We start from the raw sequence: 15,527 nt of genomic DNA, 5'->3' as shown, positions 1-15,527 counted from the left end.
GCGCGACGCTGGGTGTATGAGTCATCACCACGACAATCACGACACGACGCAGATCGACTGGGACGAGATGAGCGGGCTGCTCGAGCGCAACGCGCAGTTCCAGGGCCCGCTGTACGAGCAGGCGACGGCCTGGCTCGGCGAGTTGGTGCCGGCTGCCGGGGTCCGGCGGATCCTGGACATCGGCAGCGGGCCGGGAGTCATGACCCTGCTCTTCGCCGAAGCGTTCCCGTACGCGGAAGTGGTGGCAGTCGACGCCACCGAGCCGCTGCTCGAACGGGCCCGCGCCCGCGCCGAGCGCGCCGGGCTCGGCGACCGTGTCCGTACCCGCCACGCCGAACTCCCCGACGGCATCGAAGAGTTGGGCGAGGCGGATCTGATCTGGGCGGGCAATTCGCTGCACCACATCGGCGACCAGCGCGCCGCGCTCGGCGGCTTCGCCCGGCTGCTGCGTCCGGGCGGGCTGATCGCGATCGCGGAGGGCGGACTGCCCATGCGTCATCTGCCGCGCGACATCGGCATCGGCAGGCCGGGGCTGGAGAGCAGGCTGGACGCGGCCCAGAGCGAGTGGTTCAACGAGATGCGGGCCGGGCTGCCCGGAGCGAAGGACGAGGTCGAGGACTGGCGGGCGCTGATGGGCGCGGCGGGCCTCACGCCGAGCGGGACGCGTTCGTTCCTGCTCGACATCCCCGCGCCGGCGCCCGAGGCCGTACGCGAACATCTGGTCACGGGCCTTGCCTGGCAGCGCAAGCTGCTGGAGGGACGGCTGGCGGCGGAGGATGTCGCCGTGCTCGACCGGCTGCTGGACCCGGAGGACCCGCAGGGCCTGCTTCACCGCCCGGACGCCTACTTCCTCACCGCGCGCACGGTGCACACGGCACGCCGGGACTGATTCAGGACGAGAGGGGTGGGCGAAGCCCTCGCCGGACGCCTGACGGCGGCGAGGGCTTCGCTTGTCGTTCGAGCCGTGGGGACTCAGTGCACCCGCACCTTGAGGGGCGGCGAAACGGTGCCTCCGCCGACGATCCGGAGCGTGTTGCGGCCCTTGAGACCGAGGTAGACCCGCATCTTGTAGGTCGACCGGTGCGTGAGGTTCATGGAGGCGGGCAGGGTGACCCACCTGCCGTTCTGCTTCTGCTGCAGCGTCACCCGGGTCCCCGGAGGCAGATTCTTGGCCTTGCCGTACACCCGGAACTCCTGCCAGGCCTGGACGCCGTCGGTCGTGGCTCTCGCCGTCAGCGTCGGGACTTCGTGGGCCGGTCTCGCGTTGTCACGGCCGGTGCCCGTCGCGGTTGGCGCGGGGGAGACGACGGCCATGGCCACTCCGACCGAACCGGCCAGCACGGCGGCTGTCGCGATTCCGGTCACCGACGCACGTTTGAAACGCTCCATTGGATCTCTCCAGGGGGAAGGGGACTGCGGAGCACCAACCCTAGGCATATGGGGCGTAAATATGAGGAATCGACGCGCTCGCCGCGGAGCGGCCTTTGGTTGCATTACGGAGCAATCGCATCCCCGCTGGAAGGCAGCCGTCCGGGCGGTGCGGTGTACCTTGCGAAAGCGTCTCGGCAGTCGGGAACGAAAGGCCACTGATCCAGTGCCTCCCGCAGCGCGGGTTCGGGCAGCCAGTCGTACCACGCGATCTCCCGTGGATCCGGCCTCACCTCGCCCTCGATCACGGCCTCGTGCACACCGAGCCAGTACGGGCTGATCACGCCCTGACAGAGGAACTTGAAGGCGAACCGGACCGGGGCTCGTATCCCGGCTTCTTCGGCGAGTTCCCTTGCGGCGGCTTCCGCGTAGGACTCGCCCGCTTCCACCGCTCCGCCGAGCAGCCAGTTGTACTGGCCCGGGAAGCGCGAGGTGTTCGCCGGTCGCCGGTGCATGAGGATCCGGCCCGAAGCGTCGCGGCACACGACGGTCGCCACCCGGTGCAGCCACCGATTGCGGATGGCGTCACCTCGGTCGACCACGCCCAGCTCGCGGTCCCGCTCGTCCACGCGATCCACCAGTTCGGACACGATGTCGGTCACCGGCCGCCCGAGACCCTCACAACCGTGCCCGTCGTGTACGAGGCTTCCGGCGACATCAGCCAGGCGACCGCCGCGGCGATTTCCTCCGGTTCGCCCGGGCGGCCGAGTGGGATCGTGGCGGCCGCTTTGGCGGGGCGGTCGGGGTCGCCCATGGTGGCGTGCATGTCTGTGTAGATGACTCCGGGCGCGACCGCGTTGACCCGGATGCCGTCCGCGCCGAGCTCCTTGGCCAGTCCTACGGTCAGGGCGTCGGTGGCCGCCTTGGTCGCGGCGTAGTGAACGTACTCGCCGGGGCTGCCCAGCGTCGCGGCCGCGGAGGAGATGTTGACGATGGCGCCGGAGCCGAGCGCCGCCATGTCGCGGGCGGCCCGCCGACAGCACAGCAGGTAGCCCAGGAGGTTCACCTCGACCACGCGGCGCAGGTCCGAGGTGCGGGTGTCGGTGAGTCTGCCGAGCGGGCCGGTCACTCCGGCATTGTTGACCAGGCCTGTCACCGGGCCGAGTTCGCGCGCGGCGGTGTCGAACACCCGCTCCACGTCGGCCTCGTCGGATGTGTCCGCCTTCACCGTGACGCAGCGGGCGCCGGCCGCACGTACAGCGGTGGCGACCTCGTCCGCCGCGGCACTGTTGCTGACGTACGCCAGGGCCAGGTCGTGGCCGTCGGCCGCCAGCCGGACGCATGTCGCTGCGCCGATACCCCGGCTGCCTCCTGTGACGATGGTGACCGGACGTGACACGTGCCGCCTCCTGTACTCGCTGCTCAGTGCGTGGTTCGACAGCAAGTCGTATCTCATCAGGGGGTCCGTCGGCGGGAGCCGACCCCTGCCCTGGCCGCCAACGGGCGTGCCCCCGGCCGCTGTTCGGCAACCGGGGCGCGCCCCTTGCGTTGATCGGGGACGTCAGTTCCAGTCGAAGCCGTCCGGGTCGGGGCCCAGCCGCCTGCCCTCGTCCAGGGCCGCCATGGCCTGCATGTCCTCGTCGTCCAGCTCGAAGCCGAACACATCGAAGTTCTCGGCGATACGCGACGGAGTGACCGACTTGGGAATGACCACGTTCCCCGTCTGCAGGTGCCAGCGCAGCACCACCTGGGCGGACGTCCTGTCGTGCTTCTGCGCGATGGCGACGACCGTCGGGACTTCGAGGAGGCCCTTGCCCTGGCCCAGCGGGGACCATGCCTCGGTGCGGATGCCGTGCTCGGCGTGGAAGGCGCGCAGCTCCGCCTGCTGGAGCTGCGGGTGCAGCTCGACCTGGTTGACGGCCGGGACGACGCCGGAGTCCTCGATGAGGCGACTGAGCTGCGGCGCCTTGAAGTTGGAGACACCGACCGCCTTCGCTCGGCCGCTCTGCTCGATCTCGGTGAACGTCTTCCAGATCGTGAGGTAGTCCTCGCGCATCGCGCGCGGCCAGTGGATCAGGTAGAGGTCGACGTGGTCGAGGCCCAGCTTCTTCAGCGAGGCGTCGAATTCACGCAGGACGGCGTCACGCGTCCATTTCTCGGACGAGCTGTTCCACAGCTTCGTCGTGATGAACAGTTCGTCGCGGGCGATCCCGGATGCGGCCACGGCACGTCCGGTGCCCTCTTCGTTCTCGTAGATGGCCGCTGTGTCGATGCTGCGGTAGCCGGCTTCCAGAGCCGTGCCAACCGCCTTCGCCGCCTCGTCGTCGGGTACCTGCCAGACACCGAAGCCGAGCTGCGGCATCGCGACGCCATTGTTGAGGGTGAGGGTGGGGACCTTGCTCACGAGCGGTCGATCCTTACGTCGTCGGTTGGTACTCCCATGGTCAACGACCACCTTGGGGGACGCATTCCCGACGCCGAAGTTGGCCTGATACAGATCCGACCTTATCGGTCCGGACCATTGACCACGCCTCACCAAGACGCAACCCTATGGCACATAGCTGAACGTCGGACACTCATGTGAACGGACGAGACCGGCGGCGACGGCCGCACCAATCTCACCGACATCTCCCTCGGGACGAATGTCGGGGACTACAGCATCAACCGCGACCGGAAGACCAATGGCTTCCACGGTCTCGGCGCCTTTCTCATCATGAACGATCAACTCCGGGCCAGGTGACAGCAGATGACCCCCACCAGAAGAACCGTCCTGGGCGCCGCGCTGGGCGGTGCCGCCGCGGTCGGCATGCCCGCCCTCCCCGCCAGCGCCGCCTCCTGGCAGCTGCGCTGGTCGCCGTCGGCGAGCCGCGACAGGCTCAAGGCTTTCGAGACGATCGAGGACGACCGGGCGGGCTCCCACCCGGCGGGCGCGCCGCACATCGCCGCCGAGGGGGACCACTTCCGGTTCACCATGCACACGGTGGACCGGGACACCATGAGGGACCGACAGCGCCACGAGGTCACCGGCTGCCGCAACGGCAGCTCCTACCTCCAATGGAAGTCCGGCCAGACCTGGCGCGTCACGTACTCGATGTACATCCCCAGCACGCTGAAGGCGACCACGAGCTTCACGCACATCATGCAGATGAAGCAGCCCGGCACCGGATCGTCGCCGATCGTCGTGCAGTCGCTGCGCCGCGTCAACGGCGTACAGACCATCGAGCTCAGGGTCATCGAGGGCGATGTCCTCGTCGGCCGGACGAACCTGGAGCCGCTGCACAACAAGTGGACCGATGTCGACTTCCAGATCAAGATCGGCAGCGGTACGTCGGGTTCGGTCCGCTGGGTCCTCAAGAGCGGCGGCACGACGGTGGTCGACAAGTCGAAGTCGGGCGTCGACACCTTCCTCGCGGACCGGGTGCGCCCCAAGTGGGGCATCTACCGCTCCCTCGGCGACAGTTCGGGCTCGCTTCAGAACTGTCACATGCTCCTCACCAATCTGCGCGGCTACCAGCTCGTCTGAGGAGGACGACCAAGAAGCGCTTACGGAGAACCGCAGCCACCGCCTTACTGGGCTTCGCGCTGGCGCTGGGCGTCGCCCCCCCGGCGGGAGCCCGGCCCCAAACGCCGCAGCTCGCGGCCGCTACGGCACCCGCACCCGGCGCGGCCGGATTCAACGTCCGTGACCACGGAGCGGTGGGCAACGGCTCCACCAACGACACCGCGGCCATCAACAAGGCCATCACCGCCGCCAACGCGTCGGGCGGGGGAGTCGTCCGCTTCCCCTCGGGAACCTACTTCGCCCGGCCGGTGCTTGGGGGCGCGCTGCTCCTCGGCGCACTCAGCCTCCAGGGCCCCGCCCGCGCCGATCTGGAACACCCGCGCCAGCCCTTGCTCAGCGAGGACGGACGGCATCGGCCTGGACAGCGGGTCCGCTGCCCGGCGTGGAACTGCTGCTCCACGCCGGGCAGTTCACCTCACTCGTACAGCGCGTCCACCTCGACCGAGTACGCCGCCTCGATCGCCTTCCGCTTGAGCTTCAGCGAGGGGGTGAGCAGCCCGTGCTCCTCGCTGAAGGGGTGTGCCAGGATCCGGAACGTACGGATCGACTCGGCCTTGGACACCAGGGTGTTGGCGGCCACCACGGCCCGGCGGATCTCCATCTCCAGTTCCGGGTCGCGCACCAGCTCGGCGGGCGGCAGTGGCGCCTTGTTCTGCATGGCGAGCCAGTGGTCGACGGCCTCCTGGTCCACGGTGACCAGCGCGGCGATGTACGGACGGTCGTTGCCGACGACGATGCACTGCGCCACCAGGGGATGGTTGCGCACCCGCTCCTCCAGACCCACGGGCGAGACACTCTTGCCGCCCGAGGTCACCAGGATTTCCTTCTTGCGGCCGGTGATGGTCAGGTAGCCGTCCTCGTCGAGTGCCCCGAGGTCGCCCGTGGCCAGCCAGCCGTCGTTCAGCACGGCGTCGGTGGACTTCGGGTCGCCGAGATAACCGCCGAAGATGTGCGCTCCGTGCAGCCACACCTCGCCGTCCTCGGCGATGTGCACCGTGGTGCCGGGGATCGGCTGGCCGACCGTGCCGTAGCGCGTGCGCTCCGGCGGGTTCGCTGTTGCCGCCGCGGTCGACTCGGTGAGCCCGTACCCCTCGAAGACGGTGACGCCCGCGCCCTCGAAGAAGAGCCCGAGCCGCCGGTTCATGCCGGAGCCGCCGGACATCGCGTGCCGTACCCGGCCGCCCATCGCGTCGCGGACCTTCCCGTACACGACCTTCTCGAAGAACTGGTGCTGCATGCGCAGCCCCGCCGACGGTCCCGGGCCGAGCCCGAAGGCACGGTGCTCCATGGCTTCCGCGTATCGCACCGCGACCTCGACGGCCTTGTCGAACGGGCCCGTCTTCCCGTCGGCCTCCGCCCTGCGGCGCGCGGCGTTGAAGACCTTCTCGAAGATGTACGGCACGGCCAGGATGAACGTCGGCCGGAACGCCGCCAGGTCCGGCAGCAGCGCGCTCGCCTGCAGCACCGGCTGATGGCCGAGCTTGACCCGGCCGCGCACCGCCGCGATCTCGACCATCCGCCCGAAGACATGGGCGAGTGGCAGAAAGAGCAGGGTCGAGGCCTCGTCGCCGGGTTTGGAGTGGAAGACCGGCTCCCAGCGCTGGATCAGGGTGTCGGTTTCGAACATGAAGTTGGCGTGGGTGATCACACAGCCCTTGGGGCGGCCGGTGGTGCCGGAGGTGTAGATGACGGTGGCGATCGAGTCGGGAGTGACCGCACGTCTGTGCCGGTGGACCACCTCGTCGTCGATGTGCACGCCCGCCTCCATCAGTTCGGCGACGGCCCCGGCGTCCAGCTGCCACAGCCGTTTCAGCTGAGGCAGCCGGTCGATCACCGAGCCGATGGTCATGGCGTGGTCCTCGTGCTCGACCATGCAGGCCGAGACCTCGGAGTCGTGCAGCATCCAGAAGACCTGCTCGGCGGAGGAGGTGGGGTAGACGGGCACCGACTGGGCGCCGACGGTCCACAGCGCGAAGTCGAAGAGCGTCCACTCGTAGCGCGTACGGCACATGATCGCGACGCGGTCCCCGAACCGCACGCCGTGCGCGAGCAGCCCCTTGGACAGGGCCAGCACCTCGTCGCGGAACTGCGCGGAGCTCATGTCCTGCCAGGTGCCCGCCGCGTCCTTGCGACCGAGGGCGACCCGCTGGGGATCGTCCTCGGCATGGTCGAAGACCGCGTCCGCAAGTCCGCCTACCTGAGGCGCCGCGGCCATGGGTGGGACAGTGAACTCGCGCAATGGCCTGCTCCTCGTGGCGCTCCCCGCACAGCGCCGTGACGGTACCCCACACTGCGGCGGGGCGGGAGAGGCTTCACGAACTGTGGACGAAATGGCATCACCACAGGTCAGGCGCAGATGTCCGGCAACATGGTGCAGGCTCCTGCGCCATTCTGACCGCCCGGTAAGTACGCCGGACGGGAATCTCCACCGAATCTGTACGGTGCGATCACCGTCGCTCTACGGATACGAGCCTTGGTCTGAACCTGTGTCGCCTGCGCCGCCTGTGTGGTGAGCCGGGCGATCGCGATCGTACCGAAGATCACGACACCGCCGCCCTGGTGAGCCCGCTGTCACCGCCCGCGGTGCAGCCGGTCCCCGCCCGCGAGGATCGACGCCGCCAGAGCGTCCGCCGCGCCCCGCGCCTCGCGGCCCGCTCCCGCGCGGCGGCCGTGCAGCAGGACGAAGTCCACATCGCCGAGCTCGGGCAGACCCGCACGGGCCGGAACCGGAACCAGGCCGGGCGGAATCAGCCCGCGGGTGTGGGCCATCACGCCGAGCCCGGCCCGCGCGGCGGCGATCAGTCCGCTCAGACTCGTACTCGTACAGGTGATGTGCCAGGCGCGGCCGTCGGCCTCAAGGACCTCCAGCGCCCGGGCACGCGTGATCCCCGGCGGCGGAAAGACGATCAACGGCACCGGGCGGTCCGGATCCAGCCGCAACTGCGGGGCGCCGATCCAGGTCAGCGTGTCCTGCCAGACCAGCTCGCCATGCGTGTCACCCGCGCGTCGCTTGGCCAGCACGAGATCGAGCCGGCCCGCCTCCAGCCGCTCGTGCAAGGTGCCCGACAGCTCGACCGTCAGCTCCAGATCGACCCCCGGGTGATCGCGCCGGAACGCCTGAAGGATCTCCGGGAGCCGTGTCAGTACGAAGTCCTCCGACACCCCGAAACGCAGCCGCCCGCGCAGCCGCGTTCCCGCGAAGAACGCGGACGCGCGCTCGTGTGCCTGAAGGATCGTCCGGGCGAAACCGAGCATCGCCTCGCCGTCCTCGGTGAGCTCCACGCTGTGCGTGTCCCGCGTGAACAACGGGCGCCCGGTCGCGTCCTCCAGCCGCCGCACATGCTGGCTCACCGTCGACTGACGCAGACCGAGCCGACGGGCGGCCTGGGTGAAACTCAGGGTCTGGGCGACGGCGAGGAAGGTACGCAGCTGAGCCGGGTCGTACACCTTCCGAGGTTAACGCGTCATCGTGATCCGTGATGACAGTCAGAGCGGTATACGGGATTCCCGATCACCTCCATCGGGAGGAGCATGGAGAAGAACACCCCGGACCGAGAGCAAGTGGAGTACATGAGCCGCCGCACGTTGCAGCTGCCGTCCTGGCTGCCGTTCGACCCGTACATCCTGGCGCTGCTCGGGACGGTCGCCCTCGCGGCGCTGCTCCCGGCGTCGGGAGGAGCGGCTGAAATCGCTGGGGGAGCGTCGACCGGAGCGGTCGCCCTGCTCTTCTTCCTGTACGGCGCGCGACTGTCCACGCGCGAGGCCCTCGACGGCCTGCGGCACTGGCGACTCCACCTGACGGTCCTCGGCGCGACCTTCCTGGCCTTCCCGCTCCTCGGTCTCGCCGCCCGAGGCCTCGAACCGCTCGTGCTCACCCCACAGCTCTACAGCGGCCTGCTCTTCCTCTGCCTCGTCCCGTCGACGATCCAGTCCTCGATCGCCTTCACGTCCATCGCCCGCGGCAACGTCCCCGCGGCGATCTGCGCGGGCTCCTTCTCCAGCCTCGCGGGCATCGTCCTGACCCCGCTCCTCGCGGCCCTCCTGCTCGGCGGCACCGGGGGCGGCTTCTCCGCGGACGCCCTCGTGAAGATCGTCCTGCAACTGCTGGTGCCGTTCCTGGCAGGGCAGTTGCTCAGGCGGTGGATCGGTGGCTTCCTGATCCGCCACAAGCAGGCGCTCGGCCATGTCGACCGGGCCGCGATCCTGCTCGTCGTCTACACGGCCTTCAGTGAAGGCATGGTCGCCGGCGTCTGGCACCAGGTGACGCCCCTGCGCCTGGGCGCGCTGCTCCTGGTCGAGGCGCTGCTACTTGCGGCGATGCTCGCGCTGACCTGGTACGGCGCGAAGCGGCTCGGCTTCGGCCGGGAGGACCGGATCACGATCCAGTTCGCGGGCTCGAAGAAGAGCCTGGCGGCGGGGCTGCCGATGGCGAGCGTGCTGTTCGGGGCGCAGGCGAGTGTGGCGGTACTGCCGTTGATGCTTTTCCACCAGATGCAGCTGATGGTGTGCGCGGTGCTGGCGAAGCGCCGGGCGCGGGACGCGGCGGTGACCGCGGTGCCTTTCCCCCACCCCGCCCTCCCCCTACGGCCTGGCGGCCGTGGGAGGTACCCCCATCCCGAAACCGGGGCTGCGCCCCGAACCCCTTGACTGCGCGGCGGCGGCGCGGCGCGGCTGATCCCACCCCCGCCCCTTCAAGGGACTGAGGGCAAGCCCCCAGACCCTCAAGGTGCAAGGGAAAGTGGGGGCTGGCGCCCCGGCATCCCCCAAGCGCCGGCTTCGCGGCGCAGCCTGGCACCCACGTACGTGGCCCGGCGGTCGGCTTCGCGGCGCGACCAACTGCCGAGCCCGGCAAGGGGCCGCGGAGCGGGTGGGGTCGGGACGTAGAGCGTGATGTGTGGCGCGGGGACGCCCGCTCTCAACGGCATGGCAGAGACGCGCCGTAAATCATGCAGTCCCGGCTCCACCCCGGAGCGGACCCGGGCGCCCACCTCCGCGGCACCGGGCACCCCGCACCCCAGACGGCCACCCTCCGCACCGGACAACCCCGTACCCCCAGCCCCCGCCCCCCTCCCTGACTGACAAGATCGCCACGTGACGACGTACGCGATCCGCCCCTACGGCTCCCGCCCCTGCACCCTGGTCGTATGCCGCGGGTGCTGCTGCGGCGACCCCGGCAAGAACCCCGGTACCGACCACGAGGGCCAGTTGGCGCGGCTGCGCGCCGCAGCCGCGGACTCCGGCGGGCGGCTCGCGGTGCGTACGAGCGAATGCCTCGGCCCCTGCGGCCAGGCGAATGTGATCGTGGTCCAGCCCTCCACGGAGGGCCGTCGCCGAGGGGCCCGCGCCGCCTGGATCGGCTGGGCGCTCGACGACGACGCGACGGACGACGTCCTGGCCTGGGCACGGGCCGGCGGCCCCGGCCTCGCGGAACTCCCGGCCACGCTCGAACTTCAGACGATCCCGGCCCCGGCGGAAACCCGCCGCCGCGCCCGCACCTCGCGCCGTGCCTGACCCCTGCGTTGCAGCATGGAGTCAGGCCCCCGGAAGAGGTGCACGCGCATGGCTTCGAAGCCGCACAGCCACGACGAGCGAACCGAGGCCGTCCATGACGTGGACCGGGCAGTGCAGCATGCCCTGGACCGGCTGACGCTGCTGACCAACGCCTCTGAAGCGCTGGCCAGCACCCTCGACATCGACGAGGGTCTGCGACGCCTGTGCCGCACGGTGGTTCCGGGTCTCGCGGACTGGTGCGCGGTGGATCTGCTCGACGAACGCGGCCGCCTGTGCCGCCAGGTGGTCGAGCACCGTGAGCCGGATCTGCTGTCACCGGGGCTGTACGAGGGTGAGCTGCCACCCGCCGAGAAATCGGCCGCCTCGGTGGCCCGAGCGCTGCGCGGTGCCGGGCCACTGCTCGTCACGACGTTCACCGCCCCTGCGGGCGCGGCCGATCCACTGCATGCCAGGGAGCTGGAACTGTTCGACCACCTGGGAGCCGACACGGTGGTGATCGCACCGCTGCGGGCCCGCCGCCAGGTGCTGGGCGCCCTCACCCTGGCTCGCACAGAGGCCACCGGCGGGCTGGGAGAGGACAGTCTTCCGCTGGCGGAGGACCTGGCCCACCGCGTCGCGCTCGCTGTCGAGAACGCACGTTTGCATGGCGAGGTACAGCACACAGGGGAGCGCATCCAACGCTCCCTGCTGCCCGATCTGCCCATCGACGGCCCTCTCGAGTTGGCCGCCCGCTACCAGCCCGCACTGGCCACCAACCAGGTCGGTGGCGACTGGTACGACTCGTTCGTGCTGCCCGGCGGTGCCATGACCCTCATCATCGGGGACGTCGCAGGCCACGACCTGCAAGCCACCGTGGCCATGAGCCATATGCGCAACATGCTGCGCGGCATCGCCGCCGACCGTAAAGAGCCACCGGGCAAGATCCTGGGCCGACTGGACGCGGCCATCGGCATTCTCTACCCTCACCGGACCCTGACCTGCATCTACGCACTGGTGGAGAAGCCCGCCGAGGCCCAGCCGTGGAAGCTGCAGTACGCCGCCGCCGGCCATCCCACTCCGCTGTTGATCACCGCGGAAGGTGACACGCGATTCCTGACCGAGGGCCGCAGCATGCTGCTGGGGGTGGAACCCACCCAGCGACGCTCTGACGCCACCGAAGTCCTGCCGTGGAACTCGACCGTCCTGTTCTACACCGACGGCCTCATCGAACGACGTGCAGAAGACCTCGACCGCGGCGGTGCCCGGCTGCGCCAGCACGCCGCCGCTCTCGCCCAGGAACCCCTCGAGTCCTTCTGCGACGAATTGCTCAGCGGCCTCGCAGAGGCCAGCAATGACGATGTGGCACTCATCGCCGTCCGTATCCCTCCACGTCACGAAAGCCCCGAGTCGGCCACCGCCACCTCCGACTGAGGTCAGCACGCCCACGGCCCGCCCGGCTCGAACGACCCAATCCAGCCACCCGCATTCACGAACTCTTCGCTCAGCCGTCGCCGTTACCGCACCGCTGACGACGAACATACGGAAGGACCCGGCCTGGGCGCTCCCCATCGGCCGGGTCCTCATCCCGTGCGGCGCGGGCGCCTCAGACCCCGGTGCCCAGGGCGATCCGCTCGTCGCCCGCGTAGACGTTCATATTGGCGCCGCGCAGAAAACCGACCAGGGTCAGGCCCGTTTCGGCGGCCAGGTCGACGGCGAGCGAGGACGGCGCGGAGACAGCGGCCAGCACCGGGATTCCGGCCATGACCGCCTTCTGCGCCAGCTCGAACGATGCCCGCCCCGACACCAGCAGGATCACCCGGGACAGCGGCAGCCTCCCGTCCTGGAGGGCCCGGCCGACGAGTTTGTCGACGGCGTTGTGCCGGCCGACGTCCTCCCGTATGTCGAGCAGCTCGCCCTCCTCGGAGAACAGCGCCGCCGCGTGCAGACCCCCGGTCCGGTCGAAGACCCGCTGTGCTGCCCGCAGCCGGTCGGGGAGGCCGGCGAGCAGTGAGGGCTCGACGCGGAGCGGGGGAGTGTCGGCGATCGGGAAGCGGGCCGTGGTGCGTACGGCGTCGAGGCTGGCCTTGCCGCACAGACCGCAGGAGGACGCGGTGTAGACGTTGCGCTCAAGGGTGATGTCGGGCACGGGCACACCGGACGCGAGCTGCACGTCCACCACGTTGTAGGTGTTGGTGCCTCCCCCAGCTACCGCTGGGGGTGCCCCCACCGCGGCCCCGGCGCAGTACACGATCGACTGCAACTCGTCCGCGGACCCGAGCACACCCTCGCTGACCAGGAAACCCGCGGCGAGTGCGAAGTCGTCGCCCGGGGTGCGCATGGTGATGGCGAGCGGTTTGCCGTTGAGACGGATCTCCAGCGGCTCCTCGGCCACGAGGGTGTCCGGGCGGGACGAGACAGCGCCGTCCCTGATGCGGATGGTGCGGCGGCGCTCGGTGACCCGTCCCATGGCGATCAATTCCGATTCTGTACGGTCGTGCGGCGAGGTGACCTGGACGATCTCATTCTCCTGCACAAGCGGGGTGAGCAGTTCCTGGTGCCGCACTTCCTGCTGGACGCGCTCGGCGCCGGACTTTTCGTGGCCGTTCCCGGCAGTCAAGCGACTCAGCACCCTTCGGAAGGCTCCAAATTCCGGCCCCCGAATCCTGTGGGATCACCTGCCGTCGTACCGGGTGGTAGCCGCCAAGACTGGGTGATTCCACTGTCCGCACCCAGGGGGAACCGCTCATGACCGGCTCACGCATCGTCGCGCTCGGCCACTACCAGCCCGCAAAGGTGCTCACCAACGCCGACCTGGCGAAGGTGGTCGACACCAGCGACGAGTGGATCCGCAGCCGCGTCGGGATCGAGACCCGGCATGTGGGGGGACCCGACGAGCCGGTCGACGAGCTGGCCGCGCACGCCGCCGCGAAGGCGCTCGCCTCCGCCGGTCTCACGCCCGCCGACATTGACCTTGTACTGGTCGCCACCTCCACCGCGATCGACCGCTCGCCCAACATGGCCGCCCGCGTCGCAGCCCGCCTCGGCATGGGCTCGCCCGCCGTCATGGACCTCAATGTCGTCTGCGCCGGCTTCACCCACGCGCTCGCCACGGCCGACCATGCCGTACGTGCCGGAGCCGCCACCCGCGCACTGGTCATCGGCGCCGACAAGATGGCGGACATCGTCGACTGGAGCGACCGCTCCACCTGCGTGCTCGTCGGCGATGGCGCAGGCGCGGCAGTCATCGAGACGAGCGCGGAACCGGAGATCGGACCGGTGCTGTGGGGCTCGGTGCCCGAGATGGGCCACGCCGTACGGATCGAGGGCACCCCGTCCCGTTTCGCGCAGGAGGGCCAGTCCGTCTACCGCTGGGCCACCACCCAGCTCCCGCCCATCGCCCGCAAGGTCTGCGAGCGGGCGGGCGTCACCCCCGAGGAACTGGCTGCGGTCGTCCTCCACCAGGCGAACCTCCGGATCATCGAGCCTGTCGCCCAGAAGATCGGCGCGGTCAACGCCGTCATCGCCCGCGATGTGGTGGAGTCCGGGAACACCTCCGCCGCCTCGATCCCCATGGCGTTCTCCAAACTCGTCGAGCGCGGGGAGATCGAGTCGGGCGACCCGGTGCTGCTCTTCGGCTTCGGCGGCAACCTCTCGTACGCGGGTCAGGTCATCCGCTGCCCGTGAGCGGGGCACACTGAACGGCATGGTGGCGAAGCGAAGCGCGGGCCTGCTGCTGTATCGCAGGCGGAGTCCTGGCATCGAGGTGCTCCTCGGCCATATGGGAGGGCCGTTCTGGCAGGGGCGTGACACCGCGGCATGGTCCGTGCCGAAGGGGGAGTACCTCCCGGAGGAGGAGCCGATGGCCGCCGCCCGGCGGGAGTTCGAGGAGGAACTGGGCCTGGCGCCGCCCGAGGGTGAGTGGCAGCCGCTCGGTGATGCCCGCCAGACCAGCGGAAAGATTGTCACCGCGTGGGTGCTGGAGGGCGACCTCGACACGGACCTCGTGGTGCCCGGAACTTTCACCATGGAATGGCCGCGGGGCTCCGGCCGTATCCAGGAGTTCCCGGAGATCGACCGGGCGGAGTGGTTCGGCCTGGACGAGGCCAGGGAGAAGCTGGTGACGGGCCAGCGGGTCTTCATCGACCGGCTGGAAGAGCTGCTCGAATCCGGCCGGACGTGACGCGGATTGCGCCGTGGCGGGGCTCGGCGGGCTTCTGACGATCCACCCCGTGCGCGCGGCGCGAGGCGGGCCGCGGCGCGTCGCGCGGGGCGGGTCGGGGAGGCCGGTAGCCGTCGATGGCCGGGCGGGGGACCGGGATGTTGTCCGCAGGACTGCCGCAGAGAACCGTGCCCACGCGTAGGCACGAGGCAGCTGCCGGGGGGCTGTCAGTTGCTGCCTGTTCAATGTGCCTCATGGAGATGGATACGCATAGGCGCGGCTTGTTCTGGGATGTGCAGGCGGGGCGGGTCCCACCGCCACCTGCGGCGGTGCTTCTCGGCTGGGAGCTGGTGGAGGTGGATCCGGAGCAGGGGACGATCGAGGTCGCGTTTTTGGCGGGCGATCAGTTCGCGAACCCTGTCGGTGTGATCCAGGGCGGGTTCTTGGCCGCGATGCTCGATGACACTCTGGGCCCGGCGCTGGTCGCGACGCTGCCGGAGAACCAGTTCGCGCCGACTGTCGATCTTCATGTCCAGTTCCTCCGCCCTGCCCGCCCCGGCCGGCTCACGGGGCGGGGGCGGATTGTGCAGCGCGGCAAGGATGTCTGCTTTCTCGCCGGTGAGCTCATAGGTCCTGACGGCAGGCCGGTGGCTGTGGCGACCGCGACCGCGCGAATCCAGACCGTTCGTCAGGGGTCGTAGGCGAGCAACGCCCGTTCAGGCGAAGGCCGAGGCGTGTGCCTCGGCCCACGCCCGGAACGGCCTCGGCTCCCGCCTCCGTCCTGAGTCTCCAGGACTCGATCGACGGCGATCAGATCTTTGTCCCGAGTGTGGGGAAAGTTGCACCCGAACCCCGCGCAAGTTCTTCCCAGTTGGGCAAAGCGCTGCTACGTTCCCCTCGAAAGAACAACGAACGCGGCCGAATCGGCGGGGAGGGGCACGTGAGACG

The 15,527-nt window shown here is 69.8% G+C and carries 15 protein-coding genes and 2 pseudogenes; 10 read left to right on the top strand and 7 right to left on the bottom strand.

Annotation, left to right across the window (positions count from 1 at the left end; translation table 11 throughout):
- Positions 1-16: 16 nt before the first annotated feature.
- Positions 17-889 carry a trans-aconitate 2-methyltransferase gene (locus FBY35_RS06480; protein ID WP_142212859.1) on the top strand — a complete coding sequence of 291 codons (873 nt, stop codon included), beginning with the start codon at positions 17-19 and terminating at the stop codon, positions 887-889.
- An 83-nt stretch (positions 890-972) separates the two neighbouring features.
- Here FBY35_RS06480 and FBY35_RS06475 read toward each other — a convergent pair whose 3' ends face one another.
- The 4 genes from FBY35_RS06475 to FBY35_RS06460 all read right to left on the bottom strand — a co-directional run bounded on the left by FBY35_RS06475 (position 973) and on the right by FBY35_RS06460 (position 3,772).
- Positions 973-1,389, bottom strand: coding sequence for a hypothetical protein (locus FBY35_RS06475; RefSeq protein WP_142212858.1), 417 nt, complete (start codon positions 1,387-1,389; stop codon positions 973-975).
- 104 nt (positions 1,390-1,493) lie between these two features.
- Positions 1,494-2,018, bottom strand: coding sequence for an NUDIX domain-containing protein (locus tag FBY35_RS06470; RefSeq protein WP_142214931.1), 525 nt, complete (start codon positions 2,016-2,018; stop codon positions 1,494-1,496).
- Positions 2,019-2,026: 8 nt separating this feature from the next.
- Positions 2,027-2,767, bottom strand: a complete 741-nt coding sequence (locus FBY35_RS06465; protein ID WP_142212857.1) for an SDR family NAD(P)-dependent oxidoreductase — start codon at positions 2,765-2,767, stop codon at positions 2,027-2,029.
- A gap of 162 nt (positions 2,768-2,929) precedes the next feature.
- On the bottom strand, positions 2,930-3,772 hold the full coding sequence (locus FBY35_RS06460; protein WP_142212856.1) for an aldo/keto reductase: 843 nt from the start codon (positions 3,770-3,772) through the stop codon (positions 2,930-2,932).
- Between the two features lie 192 nt (positions 3,773-3,964).
- Here FBY35_RS06460 and FBY35_RS36975 point away from each other — a divergent pair.
- The 3 genes and pseudogenes from FBY35_RS36975 to FBY35_RS36970 form a co-directional block, all read left to right on the top strand.
- Positions 3,965-4,108: pseudogene (locus tag FBY35_RS36975) on the top strand (glycoside hydrolase family 88 protein); the annotation flags it as partial.
- Between the two features lie 6 nt (positions 4,109-4,114).
- Complete coding sequence (locus FBY35_RS06450; protein ID WP_142212855.1) at positions 4,115-4,891, top strand: heparin lyase I family protein; 777 nt, start codon at positions 4,115-4,117, stop codon at positions 4,889-4,891.
- A pseudogene (locus tag FBY35_RS36970) lies at positions 4,798-5,157 on the top strand (glycosyl hydrolase family 28-related protein); the annotation flags it as partial. The gene FBY35_RS06450 and the pseudogene FBY35_RS36970, both read left to right, overlap by 94 nt.
- 188 nt (positions 5,158-5,345) lie before the next feature.
- Here FBY35_RS36970 and FBY35_RS06440 read toward each other — a convergent pair.
- Both FBY35_RS06440 and FBY35_RS06435 read right to left on the bottom strand, forming a co-directional pair.
- Complete coding sequence (locus tag FBY35_RS06440) at positions 5,346-7,145, bottom strand: long-chain fatty acid--CoA ligase (protein ID WP_142212854.1); 1,800 nt, start codon at positions 7,143-7,145, stop codon at positions 5,346-5,348.
- A 356-nt stretch (positions 7,146-7,501) separates the two neighbouring features.
- A complete protein-coding gene (locus tag FBY35_RS06435) occupies positions 7,502-8,377 on the bottom strand; it encodes a LysR substrate-binding domain-containing protein (protein ID WP_142212853.1) in 876 nt (291 codons plus the stop codon).
- Positions 8,378-8,500: 123 nt separating this feature from the next.
- On the opposite strand from FBY35_RS06435, the gene FBY35_RS06430 reads away from it, so the two are divergent.
- From FBY35_RS06430 to FBY35_RS06420, 3 genes are all read left to right on the top strand, one after another.
- Complete coding sequence (locus tag FBY35_RS06430; RefSeq protein ID WP_142214930.1) at positions 8,501-9,577, top strand: bile acid:sodium symporter family protein; 1,077 nt, start codon at positions 8,501-8,503, stop codon at positions 9,575-9,577.
- Between the two features lie 444 nt (positions 9,578-10,021).
- Complete coding sequence (locus FBY35_RS06425) at positions 10,022-10,441, top strand: (2Fe-2S) ferredoxin domain-containing protein (protein ID WP_142212852.1); 420 nt, start codon at positions 10,022-10,024, stop codon at positions 10,439-10,441.
- A gap of 48 nt (positions 10,442-10,489) precedes the next feature.
- Positions 10,490-11,851, top strand: coding sequence for a PP2C family protein-serine/threonine phosphatase (locus FBY35_RS06420; RefSeq protein ID WP_260848535.1), 1,362 nt, complete (start codon positions 10,490-10,492; stop codon positions 11,849-11,851).
- A 172-nt stretch (positions 11,852-12,023) separates the two neighbouring features.
- Here FBY35_RS06420 and fdhD read toward each other — a convergent pair whose 3' ends face one another.
- On the bottom strand, positions 12,024-12,887 hold the full coding sequence (gene fdhD, locus FBY35_RS06415) for a formate dehydrogenase accessory sulfurtransferase FdhD (protein WP_142214929.1): 864 nt from the start codon (positions 12,885-12,887) through the stop codon (positions 12,024-12,026).
- A 278-nt stretch (positions 12,888-13,165) separates the two neighbouring features.
- Here fdhD and FBY35_RS06410 point away from each other — a divergent pair, with 278 nt between their 5' ends.
- From FBY35_RS06410 to FBY35_RS06400, 3 genes are all read left to right on the top strand, one after another.
- Positions 13,166-14,104, top strand: coding sequence for a beta-ketoacyl-ACP synthase III (locus FBY35_RS06410; protein ID WP_142212850.1), 939 nt, complete (start codon positions 13,166-13,168; stop codon positions 14,102-14,104).
- Positions 14,105-14,123: 19 nt separating this feature from the next.
- Positions 14,124-14,600 (top strand): NUDIX domain-containing protein, encoded by a 477-nt coding sequence (locus FBY35_RS06405; protein ID WP_142212849.1) that lies wholly within the window; start codon positions 14,124-14,126, stop codon positions 14,598-14,600.
- 233 nt (positions 14,601-14,833) lie between these two features.
- A complete protein-coding gene (locus tag FBY35_RS06400) occupies positions 14,834-15,280 on the top strand; it encodes a PaaI family thioesterase (protein WP_142212848.1) in 447 nt (148 codons plus the stop codon).
- The last annotated feature ends 247 nt before the right edge of the window (positions 15,281-15,527 follow it).

Source organism: Streptomyces sp. SLBN-118 (genome assembly GCF_006715635.1).
Classification (GTDB): Bacteria; Actinomycetota; Actinomycetes; order Streptomycetales; family Streptomycetaceae; genus Streptomyces.
This window is presented reverse-complemented; position numbering and strand designations above follow the sequence as displayed.